At 64.8% G+C, this 21,092-nt stretch carries 19 protein-coding genes, 1 tRNA gene and 1 pseudogene; 13 read left to right on the top strand and 8 right to left on the bottom strand.

Annotated elements, in window-relative coordinates:
- The first annotated feature begins 44 nt into the window (after positions 1–44).
- From G9C85_RS09160 to G9C85_RS18670, 4 genes are all read left to right on the top strand, one after another.
- Positions 45–752 carry a hypothetical protein gene (locus tag G9C85_RS09160; RefSeq protein WP_166039203.1) on the top strand — a complete coding sequence of 236 codons (708 nt, stop codon included), beginning with the start codon at positions 45–47 and terminating at the stop codon, positions 750–752.
- Positions 753–878: 126 nt separating this feature from the next.
- Complete coding sequence (locus tag G9C85_RS09155) at positions 879–2,768, top strand: SLC13 family permease (RefSeq protein WP_166039201.1); 1,890 nt, start codon at positions 879–881, stop codon at positions 2,766–2,768.
- A gap of 48 nt (positions 2,769–2,816) precedes the next feature.
- Positions 2,817–2,889: transfer RNA gene (locus G9C85_RS09150), tRNA-Pro, on the top strand.
- Positions 2,890–3,055: 166 nt separating this feature from the next.
- Positions 3,056–3,193 carry a hypothetical protein gene (locus G9C85_RS18670; protein ID WP_205254338.1) on the top strand — a complete coding sequence of 46 codons (138 nt, stop codon included), beginning with the start codon at positions 3,056–3,058 and terminating at the stop codon, positions 3,191–3,193.
- Positions 3,194–3,554: 361 nt separating this feature from the next.
- Here G9C85_RS18670 and G9C85_RS09145 read toward each other — a convergent pair whose 3' ends face one another.
- From G9C85_RS09145 to G9C85_RS09130, 4 genes and pseudogenes are all read right to left on the bottom strand, one after another.
- Positions 3,555–5,906 carry a PIN domain-containing protein gene (locus G9C85_RS09145; protein WP_166039199.1) on the bottom strand — a complete coding sequence of 784 codons (2,352 nt, stop codon included), beginning with the start codon at positions 5,904–5,906 and terminating at the stop codon, positions 3,555–3,557.
- A 181-nt stretch (positions 5,907–6,087) separates the two neighbouring features.
- A pseudogene (locus tag G9C85_RS09140) lies at positions 6,088–6,587 on the bottom strand (IS6 family transposase).
- A gap of 71 nt (positions 6,588–6,658) precedes the next feature.
- Complete coding sequence (locus G9C85_RS09135; RefSeq protein ID WP_166039197.1) at positions 6,659–8,050, bottom strand: PAS domain S-box protein; 1,392 nt, start codon at positions 8,048–8,050, stop codon at positions 6,659–6,661.
- Positions 8,051–8,148: 98 nt separating this feature from the next.
- Complete coding sequence (locus tag G9C85_RS09130; protein ID WP_166039195.1) at positions 8,149–8,541, bottom strand: hypothetical protein; 393 nt, start codon at positions 8,539–8,541, stop codon at positions 8,149–8,151.
- A 159-nt stretch (positions 8,542–8,700) separates the two neighbouring features.
- Between G9C85_RS09130 and G9C85_RS09125 the strand changes: the two genes are divergently transcribed.
- The 7 genes from G9C85_RS09125 to G9C85_RS09095 all read left to right on the top strand — a co-directional run bounded on the left by G9C85_RS09125 (position 8,701) and on the right by G9C85_RS09095 (position 16,921).
- The gene (locus tag G9C85_RS09125; RefSeq protein ID WP_166039193.1) at positions 8,701–10,464 is read left to right on the top strand and encodes a VWA domain-containing protein; all 1,764 of its coding nucleotides are present in this window, start codon (positions 8,701–8,703) and stop codon (positions 10,462–10,464) included.
- Positions 10,464–14,135: an LAGLIDADG family homing endonuclease gene (locus G9C85_RS09120; RefSeq protein WP_166039191.1), complete on the top strand. Its 3,672-nt coding sequence runs from the start codon at positions 10,464–10,466 to the stop codon at positions 14,133–14,135. Before G9C85_RS09125 ends, G9C85_RS09120 begins: the two co-directional genes overlap by 1 nt.
- The gene (locus tag G9C85_RS09115) at positions 14,136–14,417 is read left to right on the top strand and encodes a hypothetical protein (RefSeq protein WP_166039189.1); all 282 of its coding nucleotides are present in this window, start codon (positions 14,136–14,138) and stop codon (positions 14,415–14,417) included. It begins immediately after the preceding gene.
- Between the two features lie 34 nt (positions 14,418–14,451).
- On the top strand, positions 14,452–14,790 hold the full coding sequence (locus G9C85_RS09110) for a hypothetical protein (protein ID WP_166039185.1): 339 nt from the start codon (positions 14,452–14,454) through the stop codon (positions 14,788–14,790).
- Positions 14,787–15,677: a hypothetical protein gene (locus G9C85_RS09105; protein WP_166039184.1), complete on the top strand. Its 891-nt coding sequence runs from the start codon at positions 14,787–14,789 to the stop codon at positions 15,675–15,677. The genes G9C85_RS09110 and G9C85_RS09105 overlap by 4 nt, the downstream gene beginning before the upstream one ends.
- 90 nt (positions 15,678–15,767) lie before the next feature.
- The gene (locus G9C85_RS18870) at positions 15,768–16,220 is read left to right on the top strand and encodes a hypothetical protein (RefSeq protein ID WP_166039182.1); all 453 of its coding nucleotides are present in this window, start codon (positions 15,768–15,770) and stop codon (positions 16,218–16,220) included.
- A complete protein-coding gene (locus G9C85_RS09095; protein WP_166039180.1) occupies positions 16,217–16,921 on the top strand; it encodes a P-loop NTPase in 705 nt (234 codons plus the stop codon). Before G9C85_RS18870 ends, G9C85_RS09095 begins: the two co-directional genes overlap by 4 nt.
- Positions 16,922–17,023: 102 nt before the next feature.
- Here G9C85_RS09095 and G9C85_RS09090 read toward each other — a convergent pair whose 3' ends face one another.
- Positions 17,024–17,893, bottom strand: coding sequence for a transcription initiation factor IIB family protein (locus G9C85_RS09090; RefSeq protein WP_166039178.1), 870 nt, complete (start codon positions 17,891–17,893; stop codon positions 17,024–17,026).
- A 170-nt stretch (positions 17,894–18,063) separates the two neighbouring features.
- On the opposite strand from G9C85_RS09090, the gene G9C85_RS09085 reads away from it, so the two are divergent.
- Positions 18,064–18,579 carry a hypothetical protein gene (locus tag G9C85_RS09085; protein ID WP_166039175.1) on the top strand — a complete coding sequence of 172 codons (516 nt, stop codon included), beginning with the start codon at positions 18,064–18,066 and terminating at the stop codon, positions 18,577–18,579.
- Between the two features lie 31 nt (positions 18,580–18,610).
- Here G9C85_RS09085 and G9C85_RS09080 read toward each other — a convergent pair whose 3' ends face one another.
- The 3 genes from G9C85_RS09080 to G9C85_RS09070 form a co-directional block, all read right to left on the bottom strand.
- Positions 18,611–19,327: a hypothetical protein gene (locus tag G9C85_RS09080; protein WP_166039174.1), complete on the bottom strand. Its 717-nt coding sequence runs from the start codon at positions 19,325–19,327 to the stop codon at positions 18,611–18,613.
- A 39-nt stretch (positions 19,328–19,366) separates the two neighbouring features.
- Positions 19,367–20,119 (bottom strand): CpsD/CapB family tyrosine-protein kinase, encoded by a 753-nt coding sequence (locus G9C85_RS09075; protein ID WP_166039172.1) that lies wholly within the window; start codon positions 20,117–20,119, stop codon positions 19,367–19,369.
- An 88-nt stretch (positions 20,120–20,207) separates the two neighbouring features.
- Positions 20,208–20,636: an HIT family protein gene (locus G9C85_RS09070; protein WP_166039170.1), complete on the bottom strand. Its 429-nt coding sequence runs from the start codon at positions 20,634–20,636 to the stop codon at positions 20,208–20,210.
- 132 nt (positions 20,637–20,768) lie between these two features.
- Between G9C85_RS09070 and G9C85_RS09065 the strand changes: the two genes are divergently transcribed.
- On the top strand, positions 20,769–21,020 hold the full coding sequence (locus G9C85_RS09065) for a hypothetical protein (RefSeq protein WP_166039168.1): 252 nt from the start codon (positions 20,769–20,771) through the stop codon (positions 21,018–21,020).
- The last annotated feature ends 72 nt before the right edge of the window (positions 21,021–21,092 follow it).

Genomic DNA, 21,092 nt, shown 5'->3' with positions numbered 1-21,092 from the left:
TCCTCGCACGTGTATCGATACCAACCGGTCACCCAGGGGCCACCATGACAGAACGTACCGTACCCGAGAAGGCCGTCCTGCTCGTCGACGAGACCCACGACGACGAGGACGGCGAACACTGCGACGGCCTCATGAACGTCGCCCCAGCGAGCGACCGCGCCGAACTGTTCGTCACGTTCCCCGCCGACCCCACCGAGCGCGTCGGCTTCACCGCCCTCGGCATGGGCCGCCAGCCCGCGAAACGCGGCGTCGTCGTCGTCGGCAACACCGTCGGCGCCCACGCCGGCGACCCCGACTACACCGACCCGCTCGCCGAAGCCCACGTCACCAGCACCGCCGACCTCCGCGGACTCGGCCAGCGCATCAGCGAGTTCTGTCAAGCCTGGCACGACCAGGGCCACCAGATCGGCGTCTGCATCGACGGCCTCGGCGACCTCCTCGCCGCCAACGACGACGAAGACGTCTTCCAGTTCTTCCACGTCCTCACGAACCGCCTCGCGGCCGTCGGCGCGACCACGCACGTCCACGTCGACCCCGACCGCGTCCCCCAACGCACCCGCCTCACGTTCGAACAACTGTTCGACGAGACCACGCACGAAGAGGTCGAACTCGACGCGCTCGTCCCCAGCGGGAGCGACCGCGCGAGCGACGCCGACGTCGCCGACGCCGTCGGCGACGACGGCACCGGTCACGAGCGCGAGGCCACGAGCGAAGCCAGTGACGACGACATCGCCGACGCCCTCCCCGACTGAGATCGATCCGAGCGACATCGCTTCTCGCCCGAAAGCCACCCGAGCGACGTCCCGCACCCGGTCGAATCCGCTCTCGTCCCCGTCGGCGTCCCTAGGTTTTAGGCGTCGACACCCCTCGAGACGCTCGTGGTCGCCCTCACGCCCGAGATCGCCGTCGTCTCCCTCGTCATCGCGGCGGCGCTCGTCCTCTTCGCGACCGAAGTCGTCCCCGTCGACGTCACCGCCCTCGGCGTCCTCGTCGCCCTCCTCGTCGTCTCCGAAGGCAGCCAGTACCTCGCGACCCTCGGCCTCCTCGCCGACCCCGTCGTCCTCGTCACGCCACAGGAAGGCATCAGCGGATTCGCGAGCACCGCCACGATCACCGTCCTCGCGATGTTCATCCTCTCCGACGGCGTCCAACGCACCGGGATCGTCGCCATCCTCGGGCGGAAGATGGCCGCGTTCACGCGCGACGACGAGAACCGCCAGCTCGGGGTCACCATGGGCGTCGTCGCCCCCATCAGCGGCTTCATCAACAACACCGCCGCCGTCGCCATCCTCCTCCCGATGGTCACCGACCTCGCACACAAGGGCAATACCTCCCCGAGCAAACTCCTCATCCCCCTCAGTTACGCGTCCATGTTCGGCGGCACCCTCACACTCATCGGGACCAGCACGAACATCCTCGCCAGCGAGATCGCCGCCACCCTCTACGTCCCCGACGACCCCGTGTTCGCCGGGCTCGAAGGCGGCTTCTCGATGTTCGAGTTCACCGCCCTCGGCGCGATCGTCACCGTCGTCGGCTTCGCGTACTTCTACACCGTCGGCACTCGCCTCCTCCCCGAACGCATCCCACCGAAAGCCGACCTCACCGAAGAGTTCCAGCTCGCGGACTACCTCACCGAAGTCGAGGTCCGCGAGGACTCCCCGATCGTCGGCCAGACCGTCCACGACGCCCTCGTCGAGACGGACTTCGACGTCGACCTCGTCCAACTCATCCGGAACGGCGAGACGTTCCTCGAACCCCTCGGCCCGAAGACCATCCAGGCGGGCGACGTGTTCGCCGTCCGCACCGACCGCGACACCCTCGTCGAACTCGTGGACGCCGACGGCCTCGACCTCGTCCCCGACGTCGTCGTCGACGACGACGAACTCGAGATCGCGAACGAACGCGAGAACCTCGTCGAGGTCGTCATCGCGCCCGGGAGCGCGCTCGTCAACGAATCACTCGCCTCCATCCGCTTCCGGCAGCGGTACGACGCCACCGTCCTCGCCTTGCGCCGCGGCGACGAACTCTTCCGGAACCGCATGGACCACGTCCGCCTCCGCGTCGGCGACACCCTCCTCGTCCAGGGCACGCCCGAGACCATCGAACGGATGGACGCCAACCGCGACTTCATCGTCGCCCAGGAGATCGAACGCAAGGACTGGCGGACCGCTCGGATCCCGGTCGCGCTCGCCATCGTCGCCGGCGTCGTCGGGTTCGCCGCCGCCGGCGTCCTCCCCATCGTCGTCAGCGCCCTCGCCGGCGCACTCGCCATGATCCTCACAGGTTGCCTCGAACCCGGCGAAGTCTACGACGCCGTCCAGTGGGACGTCATCGTCCTCCTCGCCGGCGTCATCCCCCTCGGCATCGCCATGGAATCCAGCGGGAGCGCCGCCCTCGTCGCCGACACCCTCGTCCAATCCGCCACCCTCATCCCACCCATCGCGCTCCTCGGCGCGTTCTACGTCGTCACCGCAGCCCTCACCAACGTCATCTCCAACAACGCCAGCGTCGTCCTCATGATCCCCGTCGCCGCCGAAACCGCCATCGCCCTCGACGCCTGGGCGTTCCCGTTCATCCTCGCCGTCACGTTCGCCGCCTCCACCGCGTTCATGACGCCCGTCGGCTACCAGACCAACCTCTTCGTGTACGGCCCCGGCGGCTACAAATTCACCGACTACCTCCGCGTCGGCACCCCACTCCAAGCCATCTTCGCCGTTGTGACGACACTCGGCATCTACCACCTCTGGGGCCTCACCCCACCCGCGTGAACCCACGAACGAAACCCTTACCACCAAACCCACCCAACCACAGAGCGAGGGCTGGTGGGTTAGCCTGGTATACTTCGGGCCCTGGGAGCCTGTGACGCCAGTTCAAATCTGGCCCAGCCCACTTCTTCCGGAATGAGTAATTGGATACTGTGACGTCCATTTTCGTGATATTGGAGGTCATCGCTGAGAAGGACACTACGGGCGAGTACCACAGCGGGAAACACCGCGAGACGTAGCTCCCACGCGAGCTGAAGGCACTGGTGAGCCGCTACTGCCAACAGCACAACGTGGACGATGACCCACTTGTCGACAAGGACAAGCAAATCGTCCAGTACTGGATCGAACAGGCCGCCGAGGGCGCGGTCAGCGAGACCGGCAACAAGGACTACCGACGAGTGAGTACGCATGATTTCCGCCGCTGCTGAGCGAACTACCTCCTCATCCAGAAGAACCTCAGTCCACGGATCGTCATGGCACTCGGCGGATGGAGCGCCAACAATGCGATTGAGCCATATTTAGCTGCACCAAGTGAGGAGAACATAAGTGACTCGATGTCAGAAGCAAAAATGCAGAAATCCCAGCTCATTCCAGCAAGAATTTTTAGAATCATCGTTCAATCCTATCGATTATCGATTTTGGTTGTGAGCCAAGGGATTTATGAAATACGCGACTATAATCACAGATATGGAAGCAAAAAGTCGGAGCAATCCAGAGCTCGACCCCCTCCCACCAGATTTTGAAGAAAGGGAATGGAACTTCACCAATAAAAACGGTAGCTGAGATTCTTTAATTATCGTATTCGCAAACGTTTACATTCAGTAGGCCACCAACTCGCTGAAGAGTATGGTCTAAACCGGTACATAGAACCGGGTATTCTTTTTCTCTTGCAACGAGAACTGCGTCGTGTATTTCTTCATCTCTCGTAGTGCTGTCTTCTACCTCAACTGTAGTATAGCTAGCATTTTCTAAGTTCCCCAATCTATAGAATTGTCGAGCTTCAGTACTAAGTCCACCCATACTAGTCGATTGAAACGCAATTACGTAAGATAAAGGAGCGTGAAAATTTAGATGCGCTAAGTCATAATTGGTGTCTCCGACTTTCTTAACAATCGAATGGATAATTTTCTCTGGCAGGTATTTATCACCACCCTCGTTTACGATATTATCGCTAATCTGTTTCGCTGCACTGGGCGTGACCACTACATCTACCTCGCCACATTGTTTATAAGTTAGTTCATCATTCGAAGCAGGGACTGGGAGGAGTTCTTTCTTATCTAGTAGTCTCGTGAGGTAGGCTTCTGGGTCTTCAAGTTGTTCATCTTTTACAGAGATTGTTGATTGCTGATCCTTAGATTGGATTGCTGACTCTACGATAGAGAGAATTTCTTGCTTGGTTGAACCGTGTTCCCCCAATTCAGAGAAAACACTATCCGAGATCTCCTCCATTTTGTCTGGAACTTGCGAAGCAGCAGAGTGGTTTTCAATCTCTAAGATACGCACTCCTGCCAGTTCAGCCAGTTTCCTAAGCCGTTTATCACCACTCACAAGAGTACCATCACACTCTTGAACAAATTGTAAGATATGCATATCCGCAACATCTGATTCTTTTATTTGGCTATCTATAGAGTTTGGTATATTTTCTACTTCAAATTCAAGAAATCCATGTTCCTGTAATAGTGAGAGCGTCTCCAGATTAACGAGACCTTGATCTTGAACTGTAGACGATGGGCCACCCGAGTCCTTATGCTTATTAATTTCATAAATTACCGTCCACGGGATTCTTACAGTCTGTCCAAAAAAGAAAGGATTGGGGAGGATAGTGTTGAGCAGATTACTAGATGGGATCTCACCCATATTATGGTAGATAGAATTAGTGTCAAAGACCCAATCACCATGAATACTCCGGGGTTCGATTTCTAATTGTGTCGTGTCCACTTCGGTTAAGTCGAATTCTTGATTGATGTCTTCAAATATTCCCTCCTTCAAATCAGCGCCCATCTGGGTATCTGGGTAATTGATGAAAACCCCATTTTCCCCCAGAGAAATATCAACAGTCACAGGTGCTAAATGGAGATTAATTTGTTCTGCAGAGTCATGTTTAGTCACATATGCGGTATATTCTTCACCCGTGGATTCTGAAATAGCTGTAAATCCATCCAAAACCTCATACAGTTCTTCAATGGAAATGTTTTCCTGTGATTTTGCTATTGTAGTTTTTACCGTTAAGAATTCAATCTCATCGGGATCGACCTCTATTAGATGGGAATCCGTCGAAGTTACTGCCGTTAATTCGACGCCTGTTTGGTATCCCAGATGATATCTTCTACCATGAGCGAAGTACTGAGTATTAGATATTTGTTCTTTTATTTCATCAATTTCGTTGCCTCTATGATTCGTTAGAGAACGACACATCGTGGCATACATTTCCGAGTCCGATTCAATCGAACCATCATATGAAGAAAGTTCACGGATCCAGAATGAATCAGCAGACAGAAACTCTTCTGCAGTATTCGACGACAGCAAGTATCGTTCAGTGTTGATGCTTTCACCATCAACCGATAAGTCAAAAACATGTTCAGCGATCTCAGCTCCGAGAATAGCATCTGCTTTTTCCAGTCTCGAGAGATACTCTTCACGAATATCTTCGAGATACTGTTCAAAATGTTCCTTATCAAATGCTGATTTATTCTTGTCAGCAGAAAAATAGGCCTGGAGGCTATTAGTACCAATTTCATAACCGTCTACACTGCCGAGCTGCGCAAACACAGAAGCAAGTTCCCTAAGCTCAGTTTCGGCTTCAAAGTCGGACTTCATTAAAGTCTTCGCGTAGTGTATAGCTGATTCAGTACCACCATTTTCCATTTGGAATTCTGTGACTTGAGTCTCTTCAAGATTGAGTTCTAGATCTTCAGACAAATCCTCGCTTATGAATAGTTTGTTTGGGTGATGTAGAGACAATCCAATTCGGTTGGGACCAATAGAATCAGCCTCTTCAATTAAGTCTTGATACTTGTTTTGGATATCGTAAACATATGAGATAGAACAATCGGCTTTATCAGCAATTCTGCTAGCTTCAAATTCCGGATTAGAATCGCTGATACTTACAATTTGACGTTGGAGCGTACTGCCGAATTCCATCGGTGAAATACAAAAAGAGCCGATAGAATCAAAAACTTGTTGCTCTACAAGGTTAGTCAGGAGCCTTCAAGAAGAGCGAAAAGTATTAGTCTTACAGTAGATAAATAGGATAGTATTAGGGGTACTATATAGTTCACACCTCGGCTGGCGTGTTGCCGTCGAGCGCTTGATTTGGGCGATGCTAGTTGTAATAGCGTTTGAACTGCTGGCACCATTCGGCGACGGCCGGCAGACTGCCAACCCAACTCGTGTGGAAGCAGGCAGTCCGCATTTTGAACGTGTGAAACCATTGTTTTTGCAGAAACCCGCTTCTGGATCGGTGCCGTGACGACTGAATACATCGACATCCAGCAGATACAGCGAATCAAGGTCGATCGCCGCAGACAGCTAGTACCATTCGGTGCCGATTTGGATAGCGGTCTCGTCGACGGTGACACGCGACGGCGTCGCCGTCGGCGGCTGTGGCTCGCTGTCGGCCAGCCGGTGTACCTACTGCCAGACCGCGTCATGAGAGCGTTGGACCTCCAGTAATTCCAGGATGGCAACCGTCTCCCTGATCGACAGCCCTGGCCCATGGAGACGCACCCCGAACCGCCGGACGGGAGTCGGCGTGCGCTCGTTCTCCCAAACGTCTTATTGGCTCTCGTCCAACGTTTCGCTGAGGAGGTCTGCGAGTTGCATGTATACCTCTCGCTATCACTTCCTCGCTTCTCAAAATCGCTCAACTAGACAGTGCCTTTCACGTCAAAGGTTTACTTGCTGACTTGATCGAACGTAACCTGAATACGATTCCCAGTCTCTCCTGAGTCGACAGTGATGCTCCCGTTCGATAGCTCGACGAGCCAGTAGACGAGCCAGAGGCCGAGGCCGCTGGAGTGGTAGACGTCGGTCATGTCGTGGTGGCCGGTGAGGACGTTCGCTTCGACGTCGGGGATGGGGGTGGCGTCGTCGGTGACGGTGACGGTGACGTCGTCAGCGCGCTCGGTGACGGCGACGTCGACGACTGGGTGGGGGTCGTCGTTGTGCTGGATGGCGTTCTCGAGGAGTTCGGTGACGGCGACGTCGATGCCGTCGATACAGCGCGCGGTGGCGGTCCCGGGGGCGTCGAAGTGGACGGTTGCGTCGGGGTGGCGGTCGGCGACGTCGGCAGCGCAACGCTCGACGAGCGCGGCGACGTCCACGGGGTGCTTGGTGGTGTCGGCGTCCATGCGTTCGACGATCCGCCGACCCTTCTCGGCGCTCTCGAGGAGGTCATTCGCGGTCGCTCGGATGACGTCGGTGCGGTCGGTCGCGGCGGGGTGCTCGCTCGCGATGCGGTCGGCTTCGCCGAGGACGACGGTGAGGTCGTTCCGGAGGTTGTGCCGGAGGAGCGTATCCATGACGTACAGTTGGCGTTCGCGCCGCCGGCGGTCGGTGACGTCGCGCGAGAAGCCCGTGATGCGGACGACGTCGCCGTCCTCGAGGATGGGTTCGGCCTGCACCCACACCCAGACGGTGTACGACTCGTGCTCGTTCACGCGGTACTCCATGTTCATGGATTCGCCGGCGGAGAGACGCGTCATCGCGTCCTCGACGCGCGGGACGTCCTCGGGGTGGATGGTGTCGAGGAACGACCCGGGGTTCGCGCGGAGCTCGTCGACGTCGCCGCCGTAGACGTCCTCGTACGCGGGATTGACGAAGAGGAGTTCGCTCCAGTCGGCGTTGAACATCCAGAGGACGTCGCTCGTGGTGGCGGCGAGCTCCTGGAGGCGCGCGCTGGTCTCGCGCTGGTCGCGTTCCGCGGCGATGCGGTCGGTGACGTCCCGCGAGCTCACGACGTACCCGTCGAGGTCGCCGTCGCGGCAGTTCGACATCCGGGATTCGAGCGCGACCCACGAGCCGTCCGCGGCCGCGAACCGGTACGTCGCCGTGGTCTCGGCGGGGTCGTCCGCGTCGACGAGCCGCCGGAACCCCTCGCGGACCTCGTCGACGTCCTCCGGGTGCATGTAGTCGAACGCGTTCGTCCCGACGACGTCCTCGGGTTCGTAGCCGAGGATGCGTCTGACCGCGTCGTTGGCGTACGTGACGACGCCGTCCTCGTCGACCAGCACGATCTTGTCCTGCGCGTGGTCGAGGAGGACGTCGAGCGACCCGGTCGGGGCCATCGACTAGAACCAATGCGGACGGAGTCGTAAAGGTTCGGTGGCAGGGGACGGTCGGAGGACCGTCGGGGCGGACCGGTCGGGCGTCGGAGCGGCTTTGGTCAGTCGTCCGCGACGTCGACGTCGCCGTCACGGTCCTCGCCGTCGTCTGCGTCGTCGTACGGTTCGACGTAGAGGTTGACGCCGAGGATGGTGATCTCCTGGTCGCTCGCGGGGTCGTCGGCGGGGAACTCGGGCGTGACGTACTGGTAGGAGCGTTCGCGGACGACGTAGGCCTGGTCGTCGACGTCGAGGTCGCCGCGTGCTTCGGCGTCGCCGTCGGAGCGGTCGATGGGGAGGCTCCCGAACTCGACGACTTCGCCGACCTCGGGGACGGGGAGCTGGCTGGCGAAGCGCGTCTGGAGGAGTTCTTCGGTGTCGTCGTCGCGGAAGTAGTGGTAGGTCTGGTTGGGCGCGTGCGGACCGGCGTCGACTTCGATGCTGGGGTCGGTCATGGGGTAGCGTTCTCCGGTTCGAGAGATAAGGGTTGGGTCGCTCGCGGGTGGAGAGTCCCCGCCGCGGCGGTCCTGTCCTCGCTCGAAGGTCGCGTTCGGTGAAAGAGTCGTTTCACTCATCCGACTGCTTAATGCTGTGCCAACGGTTACCATGGTCGTATGCGTCGAATCGCTCTCGCAACGACCCTCGCCGCCCTCGTCGTCCTCGCCGGCTGCATCGGTGGAAGCTCCAGCGAATCCATGGGGCTCGCCGCCGGCGGCGCCCAGGACGTCAACGACTTCCGGAACAACGTCGACGAAGGCTACGTCCCCCAGCCATCGAGCCTGACCGCCGAAGGCCTCTACCACGACCACTACTTCGACACCGGTCAGAACCGGCCGTGCAACGCCACGTTCTGTCCGTCCTACAGTCGCGCCGTCACGCGCGACCCGCTCTCGGGCGAACGCGAACGCTACGTGACCGTCGGCCTGAACTCCGGGATCGACGCCGACGAGTTCGAACGCAAGGCCCTGAACCTCGTCGTCGTCGTCGACACCTCCGGGTCGATGAGCGACGGCTTCGGCTCGTACTACTACGACGATGACGGCACGCGGAAGACGGTCGAGGACGACGACCGCTCGAAGATGGCGGCCGCCCGCGACGCCGTCGGGACGCTCACCACGCACCTCACCGACGACGACCGGATCGGCGTCGTCGGCTACGACGACGAGGCCCGGACCGTCGTCGAGATGGGTCGCGTCGGCGACCGCGACATGGGCGCCGTCCGGGAGCGGATCGACGGCCTGCGCGCCGGCGGGAGCACGAACCTCGACGACGCCATGCGCAGCGCCGAGTCCATGGTGGAGCCCTACCGGAACCCCGACCGGACCGAGCACGAGACCCGCGTCGTGTACGTCACCGACGCGATGCCGAACACGGGAACGACCGACGGCCAGACGCTCGGCGAACGCCTCTCGTCGAACGCCGACGCCGGCGTGTACTCGACGTTCGTCGGCGTCGGCGTCGACTTCAACGCGCGGTTCGTCGAGACCGTCAACGGCGTCGAGGGCGCGAACCACTACGTCGTCCGCTCGCCCGACCAGTTCGCCGAGCGCATGAACGAGGGCTTCGAGCACATGGTGACGCCACTCGTCTTCGACCTCTCCGTCGAACTGGAGTCGGACGCGTACCGGATCGAGCGCGTGTACGGCTCCCCGAACGCGAACGCCTCCAGCGGCGACCTCCTGCACGTGAACACGCTGTTCCCCTCGCGGACCGAGGACGGGAAGACCGAGGGCGGCGTCGTGCTCGTCGAACTGGAACGCGTCGAGAACGCGACCGCGAGCGACGACGGCCCGGCACTGACGGCGCGCTACGAGACCCGCGACGGAACGCGCCACGAGACCACGCGAACCGTCGAATTCGCGTCCAGAGACGCGCCGTACTACGAGAGCACGGGCGTCCGCAAGGCCGTACTCCTCGGCCAGTACGTCGACCTCCTCCGGAACTGGATGGCACACGAGCGCGCTCGCGCCACCGACGGCGAGGTCGACGCACCAGCAGCCGGCATCGAGCACCGCACCCTTGGCGAGTGGGAGCAGACCTCGATACCGCTCCGGGTGTCCGCGACGTACCGCGACCGTATCCGCGAGTTCCGCGCGCACTTCGTCGCCGAATCCGCAGCGCTCGGCGACGAGCGCCTCCAGCGCGAACGCGACGTCCTCGATACGCTCGCCACCCACGGCACGAACGAGACGAACGCGACCGCTACTGACGACATCCCCTCCACTGACGCGAACGCGACGACCGCCGCCGACGCGAATGCAACGACCAGTTCGGCCACGGCCGCACTCGGGACCCCCGGGTCCCCGATCGCGACTCCCGATCACTTCCACCCGGCTTTGCGAACCTTCTTGAAGCATCCCGTACCTAGGAGCGTGTAATGGCTGCAGGGGACAACTCCGAACTCGTCGACGCGTTCCTCGACTTCTACAGGACGTACTACCGCGACGAAATCGGGAAGCTCGCGCAGAACTACCCCACCGACCAGCGCTCGCTGTACATCGACTACGACGACCTCTACCGCTTCGACCCCGATCTCGCCGACGACTACGAGAACCAACCGGAGCAACTCCAGAAGTACGCCGAAGAAGCCCTCCGCCTCTACGACCTCCCCGTCGACGTCAAGCTCGGCCAGGCGCACGTCCGCATGGACCCCCTCCCGGACTCCACGGACATCCGGGAGATCCGCGCCCGCCACGTCAACACTCTCGTCACGGTCCGCGGCACCGTCAACAAGGCGACGGACGTCCGCCCGAAGATGCAGGAAGCGGCGTTCGAGTGCCAGCGCTGCGGTACCCTCACCCGCATCCCCCAGTCCGGCGGCGACTTCCAGGAACCCCACGAGTGCCAGGGCTGCGAACGCCAGGGTCCCTTCGGCCTCAACTACGACCAGTCCGAGTTCGTCGACTCCCAGAAACTCCGCGTTCAGGAATCCCCCGAAGGCCTCCGGGGCGGCGAGACACCGCAGGCGATCGACGTCCAGATCGAGGACGACATCACCGGGAACGTCACCCCCGGCGACCACGTCGCCGCCACCGGCATCCTCCGCCTCGAACAACAGGGCAGCGAACAGGACAAGTCCGCGGTGTTCGACGTCTACATGGACGGCGTCAGCGTCGTCATCGACGAAGAGGACTTCGAGGACATGGAGATCACGGACGCCGACAAGGAAGCCATCTACGAGCTCTCCAACAACCCAGACATCTACGACAAGATGGTCGCCTCCGTCGCCCCCAGCATCTACGGCTACGACGAGGAGAAACTCTCCATGATCCTCCAGCTCTTCTCCGGCGTCACCAAACACCTCCCCGACGGCTCCCGCATCCGCGGCGACCTCCACATGCTCCTCATCGGCGACCCGGGTACTGGTAAGTCGCAGCTCTTATCATACATCAAGAACGTCGCACCACGGTCCGTCTATACGTCCGGTAAAGGTTCCAGCTCTGCGGGTCTTTGCGTCACTGGAGACACAAGAATACAGACATCTTCCGGGCTGCAACGGGTTCGAGACCTCGCGATTGACGAGCACCCTAAGCCAGTCGACGAAGACACGAGCGCACCGAAGTCGGTGCCACTCCAGACGTTCGACTACACCACGACGGAGATGGTCGAGAGAGAGTCGTCGCACGTCTGGCGGATGCCCGAGAAGCCGTGTCGACGCGTCGAGACGGCGCACGGGAAGTCCCTAGAGGCCTCGGTGAACACGCCCGTTCTGACGTGCGGCCGCGATGGACTGGAGTGGACGCAGGTCTCCGATATCGAGGCAGGAGAGTACGTCGCCGTCCCGCGGTACGACGACCTCGACAGGAACGAGGTCCCAGTCCGAGCGTTCCTCGAACTGACCTCGGAGAAGGTGAAGCTCGCGGACGAATCCGTCGAGCGACTGCGGAGTGCACTCGCCGACGAGTTCGGTCACCTCCGCGCGGCAGCGGCCGAACTCGGACTCAGCGAGGACTTCGTCTACGACTCGGTCAGGAACCGTCATGTTCCGCTCGAGAAGCTCGAGACGATGCTCGACGCGGTCGAGATGGCGCGCGAGGACGTCGCGTTCGACCGACTCATGATCCGTCACGGCGACAGCGTCACCGTCCCGGCGACGTTCGACGAGGACCTCATGTACCTCCTCGGACTCGTGTTCGGCGACGGCGACATCTCGCTGGACCGTCGGGACGGGAACCGAGGGATGGTCCGCATCTCCAACAGCGACGAGGACCTATTGGAGCGTGCTGCAGACATCTTCGACGAGAAGTTCGACAAGCGCCCGGAGATCGAACGTCAAGACGACCGCGTTCCCTGCATCCGCGTGTGCAGTGCGACGATAGCGCGCCTCTTCGCGAACGCAGGGATGGAGACGCCGAAGGTCGACCTCGAACTCGCACCCGAGTTGACGACCGCGGCCCACGCCGACGCGTTCCTCCGCGGACTCATGGACGCCGACGGCTCGGTATCGGCTCGCGACGACGGCGGATCGAGCGTCCTCCTCTCCACCATCAGCAAGGCCCTCGCGGAACAGGTCCAGTTGATGCTAGAAACGTACGGCGTTCGCGCGCGACGCCGCGAACGCGACCGTCGCGGCACGTACGAACTCGCGGACGGGCAGACGATCGGGTCGAAGCACGTACAGCACTTCGTCGAACTGTATGGTTCGGACATCGAGCGCTACGCTGACGCCATCGGGTTCACCATCTCGGAGAAGAAGGCGGCGCTCGACGAGATCGTCGACGACGCGACGCGTCGGGGCGAAAAGATGCCGCTCGGTGACGTGCTCGTCGCTGCCGACGGCGGTTCGGTCGCGGGAGACTACCACATGAACGTCGAGCGCGGCGACAACCCGAGTCGAGAACGAGCGCGAGCGATGCTCGAAGACATCGACGTCGGCGACGCAGAGCGCGCAACCCGCGAAGCTGTCGAAGCCGACCTCCGGTGGGACCGCATCACGGACGTCGAGGACGTCGGCGAGAAGGAAGTGTTCGACCTCACCGTCCCCGACACGCACAACTTCGTCGGGAACGGCATCGTCACGCACAACACGGCCGCCGCCGTCCGCGACGATTTCGGGGACGGCCAGCAGTGGTCGCTGGAGGCCGGTGCACTCGTATTAGCTGACCGAGGGATTGCGGCGGTGGACGAGCTGGACAAGATGGCGCCGGACGACCGGTCGGCGATGCACCAGGCCTTAGAGCAGCAGGAGATCTCGGTGTCGAAGGCGGGGATCAACGCGACCCTCAAGTCGCGGTGTTCGCTGCTTGGTGCGGCGAACCCGAAGTACGGGCGGTTCGACCAGTACGAGCCGATCGGCGAGCAGATCGACCTCGAGCCCGCGCTGATTTCGCGCTTCGACCTGATCTTCACCGTGACGGACCAGCCGGACGAGGAGGAGGACCGGAACCTCGCCCAGCACATCCTGAACACGAACTACGCGGGCGAGCTGGAGACTCAGCGGACGGAGATGACGAACGTGGACGTGACGAGCGAGGAGATCGACGACGTGACGGCGGACGTCGACCCGGACATCGATCCGGAGCTGATGCGGAAGTATATCGCGTACGCGAAGCAGAACTGTCATCCGCGGATGACCGACGAGGCGCGGCAGGCGATCGAGGACTTCTACGTGGACTTGCGGTCGAAGGGACAGGACGAGGATTCGCCGGTGCCGGTGACGGCGCGCCAGCTGGAGGCGATCGTGCGGTTGGCGGAGGCGAGTGCGCGGGTGCGGTTGTCGGATACGGTCGACGAGGCGGACTCGGAGCGCGTGATCGACATCGTGCGGTCGTGCCTGCAGGACATCGGCGTGGACCCCGAGACCGGGGAGTTCGACGCGGACGTGGTGGAGACGGGGCAGTCGAAGACCCAGCGCGACCGCATCAAGAACCTCAAGCAGTTGATCGGCGACATCGAGGAGGAGTACGACGACGGGGCGCCCGTGGACGTGGTGATGGATCGGGCGGACGAGATCGGGATGGACGAGAGCAAGGCCGAGCACGAGATAGAGAAGTTGAAGCAGAAGGGCGAGCTGTACGAACCCAAGAAACAGCACTTGCGGACGACGTAGATGGATCGGATTTCGGCGCTCCGGAACGTGGAGACTGCGCTCCGGGAGTTCGAGGACGGCGAGTGTTCGTTCGCGGAGCTCGAGGGGCGCGTCGAGGGCGTGCTGCGGACGTACGTGTCGTCGTTCGAGGGCGAGGGTGTGGCGCCGTATCGGGTGGTCGACGGGCCGGAGACGGCGGTCGGGGTGGTCGTAGTGGCCGAGAATGCGGTGGTGGCGCGCGAGCGCGTTCGGGAACTCGTGGACGTCACCGGCGGGCAGTTGGACGTCGAGCGCGTGACGTAGGTCTTTTGTTCGGTCGGTTTTCTAGTGAATGGTAGTGATACTGGTCGTGACGTTCTCGCGTGCGGCGCGGCAGGCGTTGCGGAACGCGTGCCGGACGCACGAGGACGCGGTGGTGCGTCGGTTCGGGCGAGCGGCGCTGTTCGAGGCGACCGGGTTCGGTGCGTTCCTCGGGTTGCGGTTGCGGGAGCGCCACGGCGGTGACGTGCAGGTCGAGCGGACGCAGCCGTTGAACGAGTTCTCCGACGCGGTCGCGTCGGCTCGCGCGGCGGCGGAAGCCTACGAGCGTCGGAAGTCGGCGTCGACGCCGTACGCGAAGTTCGCGGCGGGTCGGGACCTGCCGTCGAAGGAGCGGTTGCGAGAGCAAAACGTGTGAGGGCGACGTTCGGGACCGGGGCCGTCGTCGAGGGGCGGGCGGTCGACTGTCGAGAGCGCGAGGTCTCGCCGGGGGCGCTGGCAGCGGCGATCCGGCGGTCGGACGCGGCCGGACTCGCGGGCAGTAACCGCGAGAACAACTGCGACAGTGACGGTGCCGTCAGCGTGTACTGCGAGGACCCACGTCCGGTGCACGAGCACGTCGGCCTTGTGGGGCCGTCGACGTCGGTGGACGTTCGGCCCGCGCTCGCGGCGGCAGCGCGGTCGCGGGACGTCTCGGTCGCGGCGGCGTCGTCGCTCGCAGCGGCGCGCGCGGACCTGGCGGCGGTCGAGGTGCCGGACGTCGACCTCGCTGCAGCGCGCGAGCGCGTGGCGGCGGCGCGCGAGGCGGCGGAGGCGGTGCAGGCTGACGTGGCGGCGGCGCGCGGCGCGGTGCAGGCCCGCGAGGACGTGGACGCGGACGTGGCGGTGGGGCGCGAGCGGTTGCGGGCGGCGGTGGCGACGGCGAGCGAGCGGGAGACGGAGCTGGTGGCGGCCGAGCAGGCTCTGGAGCGCGAGCGCGAGCGCGCTCGTCGAGCGCGGGACGCACGGAGTCGTCGCCTGGAGCTGGAGGATCGCGTCGGGCGCCTGGAGCGGACCGTCCGCGAGTCGCTCGTGCGATCGATGTGGGCGACGTTCGCGGACGCGGTCGCGACGGTCCCGGGCGGCGACCCGTCCGTGGTCGGCGCGGAGCCGGGGTCGTTCGCTGGCGGGGACGCGACGGCGGCGCTCGCGATAGCGCGCGTGGCGTCGATGCGTGCACCGGTCGTCGTGAGCGTGGACCGATTCGCGTCCGCGGAGCACGCCGCTGACGTGCTCGACGCGCCAGTGCTCCTCGCGTCGCCGTGAGGGCGACTCGACGCACGCAGCCGGTTCGTCGCTCCGTGAAACGACTCGACGCACGCGGCATTTATCCAGGAGGGAGCGGCGAAGGCGGGCATGGTGAACGCAACGCAGTGCTCGACGCGCCGCGGTGGCGTGACGTTCGTGCACGTGGTCGTCGAGAACGAGTCGACGGAGCGACGACGGGTTCGACTGGACGTCGACTGCGACGGTGCGGTGTGGCCGCCGCGGCGCCGGGGCGTCCCCGAGGCGGGCTGGGACGCCGACGGCGTCACCGTGACCGTCGCCGGCGGCAGGACTCGCGGGCTCGGGTTCGCGACCCCGGCGGCGACGGCGTCCGTCGCGCTCGTCGACGTCGAGGGGCGTGGTGGCATCGCCGAGAGCGACCCGCTCGTGGAATCAGCGGGGACCGATTCGGTCGACGTCGACGGCGTGGTCAGGGCGCTCGGGTCGTTCGCGCCGCCGCTCGCGGCGACGCCGCGCGAGAAAGGGGACGAATCGCGACTCGACTCGAACTCGGGCGACGGCGGGGGGAGGCGGGTGGAGTGATCCTCGCGGTCGCGGGCGGGAAGGGCGGCGTCGGCAAGTCGACGGTCGCGCTGAACGTCGCGGACGCGCTGTCGGCGGTGGTGGTGGACGCGGACCTGGCGATGGCGGACCTCCCCGGCGGCCGCGGCCCGGACCTCCACGACGTGCTCGCGGACCGGGCGAGCCCGCTCGAGGCGGTCCGCGACGTCGACGGCGTGCGCGTGCTGGCGTGCGGGCGAACGCTCGCCGGTGCGCGAGCGAGCGACGTCCGTGCGCTCGCGCCCGCCCTTGGGGTCGTCGAGCGCGAGTTCGGGCGCGTCGTCGTAGACTGTCCGGCGGGGATGGCGGCGGACGCCGGCGTGGCACTCGCGGTCGCCGACCGCGTCGGCCTCGTCGTCGAACCGTCCGCGTTCGCGCTCCCGGCAGCGGTCCGGACGCGTGCGCTCGCCCGGGAACTCTCCGCCGGCCTCGCGGGCGTCGTCGTCAACCGCGCACCGGCGGGGATGGACGCGAGCCGGTTCGCTCGCGCGCTCGGCGCCCCGGCGGTGACGGTGCCGGCGTCGGACGCGGTCGCGAACGCGCAGGCCCGCGGTCGCCCGGCCGCACGAGAGCACCCCGAAGCCGACGCAGTCGCAGCGTTCGCGAGAGCGGCTAGGGTGCTCGCCGCCGGCGCGAAAGACGGTGCGGCAGCCGAACCCGCGGCTCGTCGATCGAATCAGTAGGAACCAACCCGGTCGAGCTCGCGGGAAGTCAGTCGTCGAACGCGCAGGCGGTCAGTCGTTCGGCTCGCAGTATTTCGTCCCTTCTCGCAGTTAGCGTCTCGATCAGTTCGTCTCCGCGTCGAGCGCCTGGTAGGTGTGCCGGACCGTGACCGCGGAGACGTCGGCCGCCTCGGCCGCCTCGGCCTGCGTGCAGGGTGCGCCGGCTTCGCTCGCGGCGAGGTAGAGGCAGCCGGCGGCGACGCCGCTGGGGTTCCGGCCGGTCGCGTGCCCGGAGTCGACCGCGGCCGTCGCCAGGTCGTGCGCGCGACCCTCGATCGATTGGTCGAGGTCGAGTTCGTTCGCGTACCGCGGCAGGTACTCGCGCGGATCGACGGGACCCGTGGGGAGGCCGAGGTCGCGGTTCAGGGCGTCGTAGGCGACGCGAAGCTCGCGCTCGTCGGCGCGAGCGACGTCGACGAGCGCCTCGACGGTCCGCGAGAGCGACCGGACGCGACACGTCGCGTACACCGCGGCGGCCGCGAACCCCTCCAGGGTGCGGCCCTGGAGGAGGTCCTCCTCCTGAGCGGACTCGAAGATCGTGCACGCCTGATCGCGGATGGAGTCCGGGAGCGAGAGCGCGCCGACGAGCCGCCGGATCTCCGTGAATGCGTACACCTGATTCCGGTCGCGCTTCGTGGAGATGCGCGCCCTGGCGTGCTCGCGACGCATCCGCGCGACGCGGCGGCGCTTCCGACCCGTGAGTCGCGTCTCCGACCCGTGACCGATCGTCGTCGACAGACCGCGGTCGTGACGCGACCGCGTCAGCGGCGCGCCCGTCCGTTTGCCGTCGGCGGGGCCGTCGTCGAAGCTCCGCCAGTCGGGGCCGCGGTCGACGTGGTCGGTGTCGACGACGAGGCCGCAGTCCGTACAGACGGATTCGTCGCAGTCCGGTCGAACGGTGCCATCGCACTCGGGGCAGGCGGTCGTTGCCATACCTGAACGTTCGCCGCGAACCCTTACTTAACTACAGGAGGTATCGGTGTGAAACGCAGTACGGCGGTGCGTGGAACGTACCGGTCACCGGTACGTTCCCTCGCGGCGCGCATGTTTCATTCGAACCACCATCCCATGATTTAAACACCAGTGGGCGCGTAGGTCAGGTCATGGGACTGGCGGAGATCGCGGCGGGAGTGTCGACGACGACCGAGCAGGACGAGCGGGGCGTGGCGAGCGTCGACGCTACCGGTCGCGACCTCGCGGCGCGCCTCGAGGCGTTCGCGGACGACCTCCCCTGCGAGCCCGCCACCGCGGCCGCGGTCGCGGACGCGTACGTCGGCGGGGCCGCCGTCGACGCTGCCGGACACGCCGCCGACGTCGCGCCCGTCACGGCCGCGAAGGCACTCCACCGGCTCGGCTTCGAGGGACTGTCGCCCGTGACTGCGACCGGCGAACGCGTGCTCGAGGACTATCTCTCGGGTCGCGTGTCGCGAGCGGACGCCCGCGGGCTGCTCGGCGTCAGCGACGCGGCGTTCGCGCTCGCGACGTACCTCGCGACGCACGACCCCATCGACGGTGCCCGCGGCGTCGTTGAGGGCGCGCTGGAGAACGAGCGGACGGCGAGCGTCGCGAAGCGCGACGCGCTCGACGCGACGATGCCGGACGCCGACGAGTGGGCGTGACCGCCGCCACGGCCGGCGACCGCGGTCGGTTCTAGAACTCGGTCTCGGTCTCGAACTCGTCGGTCGCGTCCGCCCCGGGGTCGTCCACGAGGGGGTCGGCGAAGCTCCGGTACATCACCGTGTTCGCGGCGACGCCGAGCGCGCCGACCGTCGCCGCCTGCAGTGCCACGATCGCGAACAGCGGCGGGGAGGCGACCGCGAGCGGCTCCTGTGAGAACGCGAGCAGTGCATCGGTCGACTCCCAGGGCACGAAGACGTACGCGGTGGGGGCGAGGAGCACGGTGGAGAGGCCGAAGAGGACGAGGCCGACGAGGAAGATGGTGCCGAGGTGGCCGCTGGTCCGCGCCCAGCTCTCCGAGAGCGCCTCGATGGGGCCCATGTCGTCGAGCCAGACCGCGGGAATGGCGAGCGAGAACTTGAGGGAGAGGAAGATGCCGGGAATGACGAACAGCAGGAACCCGAAGAAGAGGGCGATGAAGAGGACGATACCGGTGAGGAACGCCATGATCGCTCTGACCGCGAGCGAGCTCTCGGGGTCGGGGTTGCCGAGCGTCTCGTCGGCGTACTGGATGGCGAGTCCGCTGACGACGAGCTGGAGGAGGCTGCCGAGGATGGGTATCATCGAGACGATCGCGCCCACGAGCTGGAGCGCGCTGATCCGGAGGTCGTCGGTGACGAGCGAGACGCCTGTCGAGAGGACGGCGCCGACGCCCATGTCGGGGTCGACGGTCGGGTCGCTTGCTGCCATGGTAGAGAAGGCTTGCGCACCGAGCCTTTAAATTACTGACTAGACGTCGCGGAATCGGGCGACGACGCCCGTCGGTTCCAGGTCGAGGTCGAGGTCGACGGTGAACGCGACTTCGGCGAGGTCGCGGACGGCGGCGGGGAACGCACCCGTCGCGGTGCCGTCGCAGACCGGGGCGTCGGCGACGGCGGTCGCGTCGCTCGCGGGGACGTCCACGTCGGCGTCGACGGGGTGTGCGTCGGGCGCTTGGTTCGCGACGACGAGGTCGCCGCCGGTGGCGGCGTCGACGTCCGCGAGGCGGTCGCGGAGTCGTGGGAGGGCGTCCGCGCCGCGCTGGGTGGCGGGCGCGACGAGCGCGGTCCGGTCGGCGGCGGCGACGGCGGCGACGCTCGGGTTGTCGGCGACGGGCGGGGTGTCGACGATGACGTGGTCGAACGCGCTCGCGCTCTCCCGGAGGACGTCCGCGAACCGCTCGGCGGCGGCGGGCGTCTTCGCCGCGGCGAGCGCGGCGAACGGTGCGCGAGCAGGGCAGGCGGCGACCCGGCCGTCGGCGTCGACGGGCAGGTCGACGAACCCGTCGCTCGGCGCGACGGCGTCGTCGGCGAGCAGTGCGGTGGCGTCGACGTCGACGCGACCGGGGACGTACTGGGCGAGCCCTTGCGTCCCGAACGCGGCGTCGAACACGGCGACGTCGCGACCGGCCCGGGCGAGCACGGCGGCGGTCTCGACGGCGAGCCGGGTCGTTCCCGCACCGCCGGTGACGCCGGCGACGGCGACGGCCTGTGGCGTGGACATACCCGACCCTCGTTCGTTTTCGCGGATAAATGACGTGGAACGAACCCGTGGCGACGCGGGTTCGGTCAGTCGACAGCGTCTACAGGAGTCAGTCGGCGGCGTTCGCGATGCGGTCGGCGATGGCGTCGAGTTCGTCGTCGTCGAGGTCCGGGCGAGCGCCAGCGACGGCGTGGACGGGGCCGCCGCCGTCGCCGTCGAAGCGCGGGATGATGTGCCCGTGGACGTGCCCGACCTCCTGGCCGGCGGCTTCGCCGTTGTTGAACGCGACCGTCGATGCGTCCGCGTCCACGGCGTCCTCGACGACGGGCGTCAGCCGGTGGAGGGCGGCGAACACCGCCGCACCGGCGTCCTCGGGGAGATCGGCGAGCGTCTCGTGGTGTTCTTTCGGGACGACGAGCGTGTGCCCGGGCGCCATCGGGTTCGCGTCGAGGAACGCGAACGCGTCGTCGTCCTCGTAGACGCTGCGACTCGGGATGTCTCCGGCGACGATCTGACAGAAGATGCAGTCCTCGCTCATGTTCGAGACGTCGCCCGGCGTCCGTATGAAGATTACCCGTGGCTGGGCGTTCGAGGGGGCGTCCGCGCGCTGGCCTTTGGTATTCAGCCAGAAGCCTTCTAACGGTGCCCCGAATCGTGTCGGTCAGCGGGAATGGGTTCGAGCATCTTCGCCGACGAGTCGGGGGACGCGTCGGCCGACGAACGGAGGACAGCCAGCGGCGAGCACAGCGTGTTCCGGCGACCCGAGGACGGCGATGAAGACGGGTCGGGCGCGGCCACGACGGCCGGTTCGGACGACGCGGAGGCCGACGGGAGCGAGGAGGCCGGCGGGAGCGAGCGGTCGACGATGACGGTGTTCAGTGACGGCACGCGCTACGAGTTCGCCGTCGAGGACGTGGACTGAGTCGCGTCGGCGTTCGCCGAACGGCCAGCGGCCGCGGCTCGTCGCCGAAATCGACGGACGCGAGCGCCGCCA

The sequence above is a fragment of the Halorubellus sp. JP-L1 genome, assembly GCF_011440375.1.
In the GTDB taxonomy this organism is placed as follows: domain Archaea; phylum Halobacteriota; class Halobacteria; order Halobacteriales; family Natrialbaceae; genus Halorubellus.
This window is presented reverse-complemented; position numbering and strand designations above follow the sequence as displayed.

What these genes read in the sequence shown, in the direction of transcription:
- G9C85_RS09160 (WP_166039203.1), top strand. Translation starts at nt 45, where the DNA reads ATGACAGAACGTACCGTACCCGAGAAGGCCGTCCTGCTCGTCGACGAG.
- G9C85_RS09145 (WP_166039199.1), bottom strand. Translation starts at nt 5,906, where the DNA reads ATGGAATTCGGCAGTACGCTCCAACGTCAAATTGTAAGTATCAGCGAT.
- G9C85_RS09135 (WP_166039197.1), bottom strand. Translation starts at nt 8,050, where the DNA reads ATGGCCCCGACCGGGTCGCTCGACGTCCTCCTCGACCACGCGCAGGAC.
- G9C85_RS09130 (WP_166039195.1), bottom strand. Translation starts at nt 8,541, where the DNA reads ATGACCGACCCCAGCATCGAAGTCGACGCCGGTCCGCACGCGCCCAAC.
- G9C85_RS09125 (WP_166039193.1), top strand. Translation starts at nt 8,701, where the DNA reads ATGCGTCGAATCGCTCTCGCAACGACCCTCGCCGCCCTCGTCGTCCTC.
- G9C85_RS09120 (WP_166039191.1), top strand. Translation starts at nt 10,464, where the DNA reads ATGGCTGCAGGGGACAACTCCGAACTCGTCGACGCGTTCCTCGACTTC.
- G9C85_RS09115 (WP_166039189.1), top strand. Translation starts at nt 14,136, where the DNA reads ATGGATCGGATTTCGGCGCTCCGGAACGTGGAGACTGCGCTCCGGGAG.
- G9C85_RS18870 (WP_166039182.1), top strand. Translation starts at nt 15,768, where the DNA reads ATGGTGAACGCAACGCAGTGCTCGACGCGCCGCGGTGGCGTGACGTTC.
- G9C85_RS09090 (WP_166039178.1), bottom strand. Translation starts at nt 17,893, where the DNA reads ATGGCAACGACCGCCTGCCCCGAGTGCGATGGCACCGTTCGACCGGAC.
- G9C85_RS09085 (WP_166039175.1), top strand. Translation starts at nt 18,064, where the DNA reads ATGGGACTGGCGGAGATCGCGGCGGGAGTGTCGACGACGACCGAGCAG.
- G9C85_RS09080 (WP_166039174.1), bottom strand. Translation starts at nt 19,327, where the DNA reads ATGGCAGCAAGCGACCCGACCGTCGACCCCGACATGGGCGTCGGCGCC.
- G9C85_RS09075 (WP_166039172.1), bottom strand. Translation starts at nt 20,119, where the DNA reads ATGTCCACGCCACAGGCCGTCGCCGTCGCCGGCGTCACCGGCGGTGCG.
- G9C85_RS09070 (WP_166039170.1), bottom strand. Translation starts at nt 20,636, where the DNA reads ATGAGCGAGGACTGCATCTTCTGTCAGATCGTCGCCGGAGACATCCCG.
- G9C85_RS09065 (WP_166039168.1), top strand. Translation starts at nt 20,769, where the DNA reads ATGGGTTCGAGCATCTTCGCCGACGAGTCGGGGGACGCGTCGGCCGAC.